14 protein-coding genes, 1 CRISPR repeat array and 1 riboswitch are annotated in these 12245 nt (G+C 42.1%); of the genes, 11 read left to right on the top strand and 3 right to left on the bottom strand.

Features of this window, described 5'->3' with window-relative positions; translation table 11 throughout:
- Positions 1-7 precede the first annotated feature (7 nt).
- From N6H18_RS14195 to N6H18_RS14175, 5 genes are all read left to right on the top strand, one after another.
- The gene (locus N6H18_RS14195) at positions 8-871 is read left to right on the top strand and encodes an HIRAN domain-containing protein (protein WP_262308938.1); all 864 of its coding nucleotides are present in this window, start codon (positions 8-10) and stop codon (positions 869-871) included.
- 14 nt (positions 872-885) lie between these two features.
- Positions 886-1503: a hypothetical protein gene (locus tag N6H18_RS14190; RefSeq protein WP_262308937.1), complete on the top strand. Its 618-nt coding sequence runs from the start codon at positions 886-888 to the stop codon at positions 1501-1503.
- Between the two features lie 81 nt (positions 1504-1584).
- Positions 1585-2502 (top strand): type II CRISPR-associated endonuclease Cas1, encoded by a 918-nt coding sequence (gene cas1 / locus N6H18_RS14185; RefSeq protein ID WP_262308936.1) that lies wholly within the window; start codon positions 1585-1587, stop codon positions 2500-2502.
- Positions 2503-2516: 14 nt separating this feature from the next.
- Entirely contained in the window at positions 2517-2822 is a 306-nt protein-coding gene (gene cas2 / locus N6H18_RS14180; RefSeq protein WP_262308935.1) for a CRISPR-associated endonuclease Cas2, read from the top strand.
- Positions 2823-2874: 52 nt separating this feature from the next.
- Positions 2875-4492: direct repeats of the CRISPR family, unit length 37 nt; unit sequence GCTGTTAAAAATACCAATTCGTTAGCCAATCACAACT.
- A 149-nt stretch (positions 4493-4641) separates the two neighbouring features.
- Entirely contained in the window at positions 4642-5043 is a 402-nt protein-coding gene (locus tag N6H18_RS14175; protein WP_262308934.1) for an OsmC family protein, read from the top strand.
- 350 nt (positions 5044-5393) lie between these two features.
- Here N6H18_RS14175 and N6H18_RS14170 read toward each other — a convergent pair whose 3' ends face one another.
- From N6H18_RS14170 to N6H18_RS14160, 3 genes are all read right to left on the bottom strand, one after another.
- On the bottom strand, positions 5394-5654 hold the full coding sequence (locus N6H18_RS14170; RefSeq protein ID WP_262308933.1) for a Txe/YoeB family addiction module toxin: 261 nt from the start codon (positions 5652-5654) through the stop codon (positions 5394-5396).
- Positions 5651-5905: a type II toxin-antitoxin system Phd/YefM family antitoxin gene (locus N6H18_RS14165; RefSeq protein WP_262308932.1), complete on the bottom strand. Its 255-nt coding sequence runs from the start codon at positions 5903-5905 to the stop codon at positions 5651-5653. Before N6H18_RS14165 ends, N6H18_RS14170 begins: the two co-directional genes overlap by 4 nt.
- 139 nt (positions 5906-6044) lie before the next feature.
- Entirely contained in the window at positions 6045-6425 is a 381-nt protein-coding gene (locus N6H18_RS14160; RefSeq protein ID WP_262308931.1) for a response regulator, read from the bottom strand.
- Between the two features lie 144 nt (positions 6426-6569).
- On the opposite strand from N6H18_RS14160, the gene N6H18_RS14155 reads away from it, so the two are divergent.
- From N6H18_RS14155 to thiC, 6 genes are all read left to right on the top strand, one after another.
- Entirely contained in the window at positions 6570-7007 is a 438-nt protein-coding gene (locus N6H18_RS14155) for a GlcG/HbpS family heme-binding protein (protein WP_262308930.1), read from the top strand.
- Positions 7008-7037: 30 nt separating this feature from the next.
- Positions 7038-7880 carry a CvfB family protein gene (locus N6H18_RS14150; protein WP_262308929.1) on the top strand — a complete coding sequence of 281 codons (843 nt, stop codon included), beginning with the start codon at positions 7038-7040 and terminating at the stop codon, positions 7878-7880.
- Between the two features lie 96 nt (positions 7881-7976).
- On the top strand, positions 7977-8594 hold the full coding sequence (locus tag N6H18_RS14145) for a helix-turn-helix transcriptional regulator (protein WP_262308928.1): 618 nt from the start codon (positions 7977-7979) through the stop codon (positions 8592-8594).
- A gap of 69 nt (positions 8595-8663) precedes the next feature.
- Positions 8664-9986 carry a WD40 repeat domain-containing protein gene (locus tag N6H18_RS14140; protein ID WP_262308927.1) on the top strand — a complete coding sequence of 441 codons (1323 nt, stop codon included), beginning with the start codon at positions 8664-8666 and terminating at the stop codon, positions 9984-9986.
- A gap of 38 nt (positions 9987-10024) precedes the next feature.
- Positions 10025-10115: riboswitch (TPP riboswitch) on the top strand.
- Positions 10116-10154: 39 nt separating this feature from the next.
- Positions 10155-10361 carry a sulfur carrier protein ThiS gene (gene thiS / locus N6H18_RS14135; protein WP_262308926.1) on the top strand — a complete coding sequence of 69 codons (207 nt, stop codon included), beginning with the start codon at positions 10155-10157 and terminating at the stop codon, positions 10359-10361.
- 11 nt (positions 10362-10372) lie between these two features.
- Positions 10373-12244: a phosphomethylpyrimidine synthase ThiC gene (gene thiC / locus N6H18_RS14130; protein WP_262308925.1), complete on the top strand. Its 1872-nt coding sequence runs from the start codon at positions 10373-10375 to the stop codon at positions 12242-12244.
- The last annotated feature ends 1 nt before the right edge of the window (position 12245 follow it).

The following is a 12245-nucleotide window of genomic DNA, read 5'->3' as shown; positions in this document are numbered from 1 at the left end:
AAGAAACATGAAACGCTCCACCTTCATCAAAAACCTGATCGGCCTCTATGGCCTCCCTGCCCTACCCTCCCAGATGGTACGGCAATACCAAAAGATCTACCTATTGCAGTGTTTTGTGAGAGGCTTTCAATTTTATGAGGGACCTAAAATCATCCAACAAATCAACCAGAGCGGACTGCTCCAGCTCGTACGAGAACCCACCAACCAACACGACAATTGCGCCATTGCCCTGCACTTTAACCAACGTAAGATTGGCTATGTCCCCCGAGAGAGCAACGAGGTATTGGCCAAACTGATGGATGCCAACCTGCTGTCACTACAAGCAGAAATCACCCATGTAGAACCCAAAGCATCGACTTGGGAAAACGTACATGTCGCCATCTATGCACTCAAGGAATTGTCCACTCAGGAGTCCTTTGAGCAATATGCCACCCTCAGCATGCTCGAAACACCCGAATACTACACCCTGAGACACAGAGACGATGGCTACATCCGAGTCCATTGGGAGGAAGATAAATACAGCATGGAAGCAGCACAGGATTACTACCAAATCCTTGTTGACCACAGCGAGGATGATAGCGTCTATGACCTCATCCATGGTTCATTTCCTCACCCAGATGATTTTGACCAAGCCTTCCAAGAGTCCAGAATATTGATCAAAAAGAATCTAGAAGTCATGGATGAAAAGATCGAGCGATTCGCTGCAAGACTGGATGACAGTTGGATACAGATTGACACAATATTAGGTGAAAACAGCTACCTAGTCGCCAATGTGGATCATCTCGCCAAATCTCCTGGTAGGATCAAACAATTCATGGAAGTAGTTGACAAGCATGGAGAGAAGTTTTACGAAGTGATTTTCAAAGAATGAAATAGCCATCCATCATGCAAGCTGAGACCTACTACCATATCTACAACCACGCCAACGAAAGCGAAAACCTTTTCAAGTCCACTGAGAACTATCGCTTCTTCCTCCAGCAATGGGCAAAATACATCGAACCAGTAGCAGAGACTTATGCCTATTGTTTGATGCCCAATCATTTTCATGCTTTGATTCGGGTTTATTCAGATTTAGAAATTGCTAATAACTTATCGTTGACAAACAAAGACCTGACAGGTTTTAAAAACCTGTCAGGTCTAATTTCGAAGCAGTTCAGTAACCTATTCAATTCTTACACCAAAGCAGTAAACAAACAGCTTGATCGCCAAGGCTCGTTATTCAACAGACCATTCAAATCAAAAGAAATCACCAACAACGACTACCTGACCAAGGTCATCCACTACCTGTCCGTCCGGAAGGCGGGCATCCACCACAACCCTATTCATCATCGTTTTTGCAAGCAGTACGACGACTGGCCTCACTCCTCCTATCAAGCCATGATTAGCGATGCACCGACGAAACTGCAACGAAAGGAGGTTATCGAATGGTTTGGGAGCACAGCAGCTTTCAAATCTTTTCATCAAGAAAACATCATCTATCCCGACCAGATCAAACTAGAATAGTCAACGAAAACCCCCAACTCTCCAAGGGTTTAGAACCCTTGGAGAGTTGCTAGATAAAACAATAACCAAGACCCTAAGACCATGATCAAACGAACCCTATACTTTGGCAATCCCGCCTATCTCAGCACCAAAGACCAGCAGCTGGTCATCCGATTCCCTGAGGAAGACAAACCAGACATGAAAATCCCCATAGAGGATGTAGGCGTAGCGATACTGGATCACTATGGCATCACCATCTCTCAAGGGCTGATGCACAGGCTGATGGAAAACAACGTAGCACTGATCAGCTGTGATGATCGACACATGCCTACGGGTCTCCATCTCAATCTGTCAGGTCACACCCTACAGCAAGAGCGCTTCGAAGCTCAAACCAGAGCCAGCGAACCCATCAAAAAGCGTCTCTGGCAGCAGGTCATCTCCGCTAAGATCAAAAATCAAGCTGCCCTACTGGAGGCGATCTGCTATGACCATGACAACATGATCCGCTGGTCAAAACAGGTAAAATCTGGTGACCCTGACAATCTGGAGGCACGGGCGGCGGCTTATTATTGGAAGAACCTCTTCTCAGCACATACGGAGGACTTCAAAAGAGGACGGTTCGAGGACGAACCCAACAACATGCTCAACTATGGCTATGCTATCCTGCGTGCCATCACGGCGCGCTCACTTGTAGGATCGGGTCTGTTGCCGACCTTTGGCATCCATCACCACAACCGCTACAATGCCTACTGCCTGGCAGATGACATCATGGAGCCCTACCGACCCTTTGTGGACGAACTGGTACTGTCCATCATGGACATGGAGGACATAGATATCTACGAACTATCACCCGAACTCAAAAAGCACCTGCTCCAGCTCCCTACCGTGGATGTGATGATGGGCAAAGAAAGACGACCGCTCATGATCGCTGTGCAATACACCACGGCAAGTCTGGCGGACTGCCTGCTGGGCAATCGCGACAAACTGAAACTCCCAGAGAGATGCAAACCCATCGACTAAACCAATACCGAATCATGTGGGTACTCGTATTTTTTGATTTGCCAACAGATACCAAGCGAGATCGCAAGAATGCCGCGGCATTCAGGCAAAAATTGCTCAAGGATGGATTCAGCATGTTTCAGTTTTCGATCTACCTGAGGCACTGCCCCAGTCGGGAAAATGCCGACGTACACATCAAACGGGTGAAGCTCAACCTACCCCCAGACGGACACGTCGCAGTGATGGTGATTACGGACAAACAATTTGGGATGATGGAGCTATACTATGGCAAAAAATCGAAGGAACTGCCCCAAGTATCTCAACAATTGTCCATGTTTTGAGAAGTGAAACAGGTCGTAAAACACAACAGCACAGATAGTTATACCTACCTGTGCTGTTAAAAATACCAATTCGTTAGCCAATCACAACCTGTGTCTGTACAATCCGTTTTGCATTTTAGCTGTTAAAAATACCAATTCGTTAGCCAATCACAACTTGGTGCTAATACTTGAAATTTTATACCTTGCTGTTAAAAATACCAATTCGTTAGCCAATCACAACTCGGATACACTACACCAGCCATTCACACACGCTGTTAAAAATACCAATTCGTTAGCCAATCACAACTGCGTGTCCACATAGGTGTTGAAATATGGGGCTGTTAAAAATACCAATTCGTTAGCCAATCACAACATGGGTATCACGACACATTTTATTTCAATTGCTGTTAAAAATACCAATTCGTTAGCCAATCACAACTAAACGGCACATCTTGATTTGATACAATTGGCTGTTAAAAATACCAATTCGTTAGCCAATCACAACTCATAGCCAGTGCGTTCTCATGCGTGATATGCTGTTAAAAATACCAATTCGTTAGCCAATCACAACTTCTTCGATGCAGTCACAGGCCGCATCAAGGCTGTTAAAAATACCAATTCGTTAGCCAATCACAACTCGTGTCCAGTATCCCTGCGCATAGTCTGAGCTGTTAAAAATACCAATTCGTTAGCCAATCACAACTGTGTTTATTTTTTGGTTTAATCCATCTTTGCTGTTAAAAATACCAATTCGTTAGCCAATCACAACTGGTTCCGTTGACAAATACGTCTGGGAAGAGCTGTTAAAAATACCAATTCGTTAGCCAATCACAACTGAAAAAACGTTAAGCGGTGTTAAGTCTCCGCTGTTAAAAATACCAATTCGTTAGCCAATCACAACATGCTCTCTCTCTTTCTTCTGTGACCGATTGCTGTTAAAAATACCAATTCGTTAGCCAATCACAACTTGAATTTATGAGTAACCGCCATCTTATGGCTGTTAAAAATACCAATTCGTTAGCCAATCACAACTCAGCAGTCAAATTGGTGAATGCGTTTTCGCTGTTAAAAATACCAATTCGTTAGCCAATCACAACTGATGTACTTGGTGATCCCGTCACTCTGGTGCTGTTAAAAATACCAATTCGTTAGCCAATCACAACGTCTGTACACTTCCCACTGATCCATCTTTGGCTGTTAAAAATACCAATTCGTTAGCCAATCACAACTGCATTAGAGCAGTTAAAGAAAATCTCAAAGCTGTTAAAAATACCAATTCGTTAGCCAATCACAACTACTAAAAGCGAGATAGACCAAGACCAGTTGCTGTTAAAAATACCAATTCGTTAGCCAATCACAACTGGTAAAGTTGAAAACATCTGAACTATCAGGCTGTTAAAAATACCAATTCGTTAGCCAATCACAACTATATTACATCGACTACAAACCATTTAATGGCTGTTAAAAATACCAATTCGTTAGCCAATCACAACTCAGTTGACCTCATGACTTTGTTGTCTGTGGCTGTTAAAAATACCAATTCGTTAGCCAATCACAACCTCTCTGCTTTCAGTTCATTTAGATTTTTCGCTGTTAAAAATACCAATTCGTTAGCCAATCACAACTAGCGAGCATGGCGGTTTCTTTGTTTACTGCTGTTAAAAATACCAATTCGTTAGCCAATCACAAATACGCTCAGCCCAAAGCTGACCCAACATACACAATCACATGGTCTGACTCAAATACAATTGTCATGGATACTGAGAAGAAGTCATTTATTGTGGATGCATCAGGACAAGATCCCCATAATCTTGTTATATTTAGAATAAACACCACAACTATGAACTATCAAATCAAGGCTTCTTCTATTGCAGATCAAGATGCACAGATTTATATCAAAGAATCAAATATAGATTTTGGTACCACGTCAAAAACTGCTGAAACACTGCCAAACCCTGCGGAGCTATTCTTGGGTTCATTTTCCGCTTGTATGCTCAAAAATGTAGAGCGATTTTCATCCATGATGAATTTCACCTATACAAAGGCTACACTAGATGTCAGTGCTACGCGCCTCGAAAATCCCCCAAGAATGGATTACATCCTGTACCATTTGACTATCTACAGCTCCGACACAAAGTTGAATACAGATTTACTCAAGAAGAACATAGAAAAATTTGGCACAATCTACAATACCGTAAAATCGTCATGTACCATTTCTGGAACCATAGAGACTGTAAACTAAAACCTAGGAGTGTTAATTTTTCTCTTCAGGTCATATCCCTATTTGGTATAGGAAAACCAAAAAGTAGTGACGAGGTGCAGTTTGCAAGCTTCACCTTATTATTATCTAGAAGCACAAGTCAGCATTTTGCAAATTCGGTATTGACCAAAGACAGTATCGAAAGGTATGGACGGTAGAAATGATACAAAAGTGTAGTGAATGCTACACCTAGCGGTGGCAGTTGAGGCCAGCTATGTACAACAGTTGGTTCTAGTCCCCTATGAATCCCTCGTTCTAACTAAAAAATGGGTGGTAAACCATTATGTATCCATAGCTCCTAGACCATCGACAATGGGCTTAAAAAAACACGCTCAATAATGCAATCGACACTGCAATATCTCTATCTGATCTTTATTGATGCGGTAGACCAGGCGGTGTTCCATGTTGATACGGCGACACCAGATCTGATTCAATTCATAGCTCAACGGCTGGGGGTAGCCCAACCCTTGGTAGGGAGTTTCAAGAATAGACAAGCACAGCTTGTCTATGAGTTGCTTCATTTCCTTGTCGGACTTCTGCCAGTGGATGTAGTCCAGCCAAGCATGAGAAGAAAATTTAATGAGCTTTGTCATGGCTTTTGTATTGATTTCTCAAAACCTCCCCCATCTCGTAGTTCACTCAAAGATTCAAATATTCTTTGTGCGTTTCGTGGGTTTTTCAATAAGTAGAAGGTTTCATGAATACTGTCAAAGTCTGCCTTTGATAAAACCACTACATCCTGTCCATGGGCGCGAGTCACCAAGAGAGGAATCCTGTCATTCATGACCCGATCCATGAATGATTTCAAATTTTGTCTGAAGTTGGTATAGGTAGTATGATCCATATCATGCGAATTTTAGCGAATATACACAAGTACAAAATAATGTACCATTATTTCCAACAATCTAATTATCAACCCTTACCAAGTCCAAGTAGGGAGAATACCTTCCTCCTGGGCTATATCATTGGTGGATTAGTATAGATTATGGTTTCAACTCCCTATTGCAAATCTCAATCAAGCGATCTTTTTTCAGTGGTTTCACCAAATAGTCTTTGATTAGATCTATATCTTCTGCTTTGTTGATATCACGGTAGTCAATAGATGATGACAGAATATATATAGGTATAGCAGCTAAATTCAGATTTTTATAGTTTTCAATAAAATCCCAAGCATCCATGATAGGCATGTTGATATCAAGAAAGATCAAATCAGGCAAATTATTTCCTGTCGCTAGCTTTTCGATGGCCTCTTCTCCATGTAGAAATAGTTCAACCTCAACACCGTCATCGAAATTGGAGAGCATTTTCTTCATGATTCTCTGCAAGATAGGATCATCATCAATCACAAATATTCTTCTCTTCATCTAACTGGTCTTGTAATTCATATTTTCGAAAATCCAAGATACTACATGTGCTATAAATTGGGGTAATACTTTGATGTATTTTCTATGAAATTAGTTAGTTGAGCGGTTAATCAAGATATTTGCCACATCAATAGTCAAACAAGGATGGATTTAAAAAAAGGAATACAAGCTCTCAATACAGTCATACATGAATGTATCAGAGAGAAAAAAGAAGCAGTTGTAGCAGTAGTAGATCAAAATGGAGATTTGGTTTCCTTTGCCAGAACTGACCATGCACCACTTTCGTCCATTCCAGTAGCCATCAACAAAGCCTATACAGCAGCACGCATGCGCCAAGACACAGAAAGTTTTGGCAGGAATATGCATGACCAAGATCTCGAAAACCTCTCCTATTACTCAGACTCCAAATTGACTCCATGGGCCGGTGGCATTCCCATCTTTGATCTCGATGGCCAACTCCTCGGCGCAATTGGTGTCAGTGGTATGTCACATACAGCTGATGCCGCACTAGCACTCAAGGCTGTCGAGGCTATCAAACCCGTCCCTCCTAAGACGGAAGACAAATTCAAGCTTTATTCATAACAATATCTTTCTTAACTAGCAACATCCCACATGGAAATAGGCGATTACAACCCACTCAGAATCAATAGATTTACCGACAATGGTGCATACCTGATCGATGAAGCAGCCGAAGAAGTACTGCTCCCCAACAAGTATGTCGCCAAAGACTTTGCCATTGGGGATGTGGTGGACGTATTCGTCTACACCGACTCGATGGATCGCAATGTTGCCACTACCCTCAAGCCACTAGTCAAACGTGGCGAATTTGCCTGTTTGGAAGTCAAAGATGTCAGTGCTCATGGTGCTTTCATGGACTGGGGATTGGAAAAAGACTTGTTCGTACCATTTAGTGAACAAGAAATCAAGATGAAAAAGGGTCAGTGGGCATTGGTATATGCCTATTTGGACTCCATAACCAAGCGAGTAGCGGCTAGTGCACGTATCCATCTATTCATCAACCGTGACCTCAGTATGCTCGAAGAAGGTCAAGAGGTGGATCTCATCATCGGCGAAACAACCATCAATGGCATCCGTGCGATCATCGACCAAAAGCACTTGGGCTTGATATATGAAAATGAGGTATTCGAAGAATTACTCAAAGGAAGTCACAAGAAGGGCTTCATCAAGACCATAAGACCCGATGGCAAGATTGATCTTTCTCTCAGAAAACCTGGACTTGAAGCATTGGAAGAAGGCGCAGAAAAAATCATGCAGACCCTACGCGCTCAAGGCGGAAAATTGCCATTGCATGACAAAAGCAGCCCTGAAGATATCCAAGCCGTATTGCAAATGAGTAAAAAGAATTTTAAGCGCTCCGTCGGAATTCTATACAAGCAAAAATTGATCGAACTAAAAGGTGAAGAGATAATTCTCATCGATAATTCAAGTAGCTAAACACTTCGTATTTAATTTAGAATTGTTTTAAATAAAACTTGGAATGTACATTCTAGTTTTTACTTTTGCTTAGAACAATTCTAAATAGAAATACTTGTGTTGCATACTCAATCCGTGATCATTGCTGATACCAACTTCCTAAGCATGCAAGGGTTACAGAAAATTGTGGCTTCAGATCCTAATTTACAACTCATTCAATCCCATGATGAGATCAACTCATCCCTGCTCAACAACATCCACCAAGCAGATATCTGGATCATCAATGTGAGTCGAAACACGGAATCGCTGGTGACACTTGCCATCAAAGCGGCTGCTCATTCCAGAGTTTTGGCCATCGCTAGCACACAAGAAGAAAAGCATGTCAAAAGGCTATGGTCACGTGGTATTCAAAGTATCGTGACTGATCACTGTAGTGAAGAAGAAATATCACAGGCACTCAATCAACTCTCCCTCCAAAAAAAATTCTATTGCAACACAATCCTTGATCTAGTCAGCCAACCCAACGAACCAAAGCCATTTTATGACCTATCCAAAAGAGAAATGGATGTACTGAGTTTGATTACCAAAGGAAAGACTTCTAGAGAAATATCTGAAATTCTCTTTTTGAGTCCTCACACAGTCAACTCTCACAGAAAAAATATTCTAAAAAAATTGGATCTAAAATCTCCAGCTGAGTTGATTGTGTTCGCTATTGACAAAGGATTGATGGATTGACCTGAATAGATTAGGTAAGTTGCCCTCTCGTTTGAGTAGTTTTATAGTTATATTCATTAATATAACAAGATGAAAAACCTACCTATTGTCTCATTCGCCCTATTCCTGCTATTGAGTCATTCTATATGTGCTCAGGATCAAAACCAGCCATCTATACAAGAGCTTCAATCTCAAATCGAAATACTAAGAACAACAGAATTGATTCAATCCATGTCTCAACGGTCTGAGATTATGCCTTCATATCACCATGATTTGAAAGCATTGATTGCCAGACAGGCATACAATTTTTGGATTCAAAACAAAGGTGAAAAATACGTCTCCCACAAGAATGTTTACGCGGCACTCTATTATGCAAACAAATACCTAGAATATGATTCTCTAAACTTCGAGTCGTACAACCAAGTGATGGCACACAATGAAGCTGTCGTTTCACTTAAATTCGGTAAGGACCCCAAGGTGTTTTATTCTGCTGGCTCTGATGGGAAAGTGTTGAAATGGAATCTCGATGACATCAAAGGAATCCCCACCCTGCTCTATCAAGGCGATCATTTGATCCGATCCATTGATGTGAGTTTCGATGATCAAATGATTATGATCACGACCAAAAACCAAGGACTTATCTTTGTTTCTACCTCTGAGAGAATCAACATGGGTGAAATCACTCCCGTCATTTCCAGAGACAACGAAGAGGTGCAAAGTGCGGTATTCTTCCCCAACGAATACAAATATTTAGCAGTCAACAAACAAGGAGAAATCCGAATCAAGGCATTCAACACAGACTCTGTATACAGAAGGAAAAACAAACAGCAAGTCAACACTGTACTGGTGCAAGAGGACAACCAAAACATCTATCTAGGAGGTAAAAGCGGAAAATTGGAGATTATTACAGACAAGCTTGACTCAGCCTATTTGATTCCAGAGCTATTTGCAATCAATGCGCTTGCGATCAGTTCAGACAAAAAGCTTTTGGCTGTTGGGAGAGAAAAGGGTGATGCAATTATCATAGACCTGACCACTCATCAAATTGTCCGAACCATCTCTGGTCATCAGTCTGCCGTGACCGATGTAGATTTCAATCAAAATGATCAATTACTATTAACTGCTAGTAGAGATGGCACGACACGTATATGGGACATCAACAATTCTCGTATCATGCCCTTGATACTAGACGATCATGAGGACTGGGTATTCACCGCCAAGTTCACCCCCACAGGTGACAAAGTCGTCACTGGCAGCAAAGACAAAAACATTCGAGTCTGGACCATCGATTACCAACAACTAGCAGACAGAATATGTCGCTTGGTAGATCGCAATTTGACTTTGGAAGAATGGAATGAATACATAGGGGACTCTTTCCCTTACGAAGAGACATGTCCTGTGCAGGAATATTAAATAAGAATTTTTATCCTATCAAATTATCTGTACATTTGGAGCTGCTTTAGGGGTGCCGAACAGGCTGAGAAAATACCCTCAATACCTGATACTGGTAATACAGTCGAAGGGAAAAGTTGAACAGCTCATCGCTCTGCTCCTAAGCAACTAATATTCAATTCGACAAGAATGAAAATTAAATTAAATAACGAGGAGCAGCATCTTCAAGACAGTCATATCAATCTACTTGCTTTATTAAAGGAAAAAAACCTTTATATTGATAGAGGCATTGCTGTGGCTATCAACGACGAAATTCTTCCCAAATCAAACTGGGATGACTACCTCGTAAAAGAAAACGACAATATTCTGATAATCACTGCCACACAAGGTGGCTAAATCAAAACATTATGGCTAGAGTTGACCAAATACCAAGAGAAGAAAAGATCACCAGAGACCCTTTTCCTAACTCAAAAAAAATCTACGTACAAGGAAAGATTCATGACATCAAAGTAGCGATGCGCGAAATCTCGCTCAACGACACAGTGCTAAAATTCAACCCAACAGCACCCGTCGAAAAGAATCCTCCTGTGACTGTGTATGATACAAGTGGCCCATTTACCGATCCTAACATAGAGATTGATGTCAGAAAGGGACTGCCCAAACTAAGAGAACAATGGATTCTTAACAGAGGTGATGTAGAGGTACTTGATAGTATTTCTTCTAGCTATGGCTTAGAAAGATTGCACAACAACGAACTCGATCACTTGAGGTTTGAGTACTTGGAAAACCCAAAAAAGGCAAAACCTGGGCACAACGTGAGTCAGCTGCACTACGCCAAAAAAGGAATCATCACACCAGAGATGGAATACATTGCCATCCGTGAAAACCAGAGAATCGAAGAATGGAATCACCTCAACGTACAGCACGAAGGCAACAGCTTTGGAGCTAATACACCCAAAGGTAAAATCACGCCTGAGTTCGTCAGAGATGAAATCGCCGCAGGTAGAGCCATCATCCCAAACAACATCAATCACCCAGAATCAGAACCGATGATCATTGGCAGGAACTTCCTCGTGAAGATCAACGCCAACATTGGTAACTCTGCCGTCACGTCCTCTATTGAAGAAGAAGTGGAAAAAGCAGTTTGGGCATGTCACTGGGGAGCGGATACCATCATGGATTTGTCAACAGGCAAAAACATCCATGAGACCAGAGAGTGGATCCTAAGAAACTCTCCTGTGCCGATCGGAACTGTACCAATCTATCAAGCCCTAGAAAAAGTCAACGGTAAAGCTGAGGACTTGACATGGGAAATATTCCGTGATACGCTGATTGAGCAAGCAGAACAAGGTGTGGATTACTTCACAATCCATGCTGGCGTTCTACTAAGATACGTACCGATGACTGCCAAACGTGTGACGGGTATCGTTTCACGTGGGGGCTCTATCATGGCCAAATGGTGTTTGGCACACCACAAAGAAAACTTCCTGTACACACACTTTGAGGACATTTGCGAAATCATGAAAGCTTATGACGTAGCATTCTCTCTCGGGGATGGGTTGAGACCAGGTTCTTTGGCAGACGCCAATGATGAGGCACAATTTGGAGAGCTAGAAACACTAGGTGAATTGACCAAAATAGCTTGGAAGCACGATATCCAAGTCATGATCGAAGGACCAGGTCACGTGCCAATGCACATGATCAAAGAAAACATGGAGAAGCAATTGGAAGCATGTGATGAAGCTCCATTCTATACATTGGGGCCATTGACGACTGACATTGCTCCGGGCTATGATCATATCACCTCTGGAATCGGTGCTGCAATGATTGGTTGGTACGGATGTGCGATGCTTTGCTACGTGACACCAAAAGAACATTTGGGTCTCCCCAACAAAAAAGACGTAAAGGACGGAGTAATCACCTATAAGATTGCAGCTCATGCCGCAGACTTGGCCAAAGGACATCCAGGCGCACAATATAGAGACAATGCTTTGTCAAAGGCTCGGTTTGAGTTCAGATGGGAAGATCAATTCAACCTTTCTTTGGATCCAGATACAGCACGTGAGTTCCATGACGAGACTTTGCCAGCAGAAGGCGCAAAGGTTGCCCATTTCTGTTCGATGTGCGGACCTAACTTCTGCTCGATGAAAATCACGCAAGAAGTCAGAGAATTTGCCGCAGAAAATGAATTGACAGAAGAAGCTGCACTCAACAAAGGCATGGAAGAAAAAGCCAAAGAGTTTGCAGAAAAAGGAAAAGAAATCTACCTAGAACAATAGA

The organism is Reichenbachiella agarivorans, assembly GCF_025502585.1.
Taxonomy (GTDB): Bacteria; Bacteroidota; Bacteroidia; order Cytophagales; family Cyclobacteriaceae; genus Reichenbachiella; species Reichenbachiella agarivorans.
The sequence above is the reverse complement of the archived record's forward strand: the minus strand, read 5'-3'. Positions and strand labels throughout refer to the sequence as shown.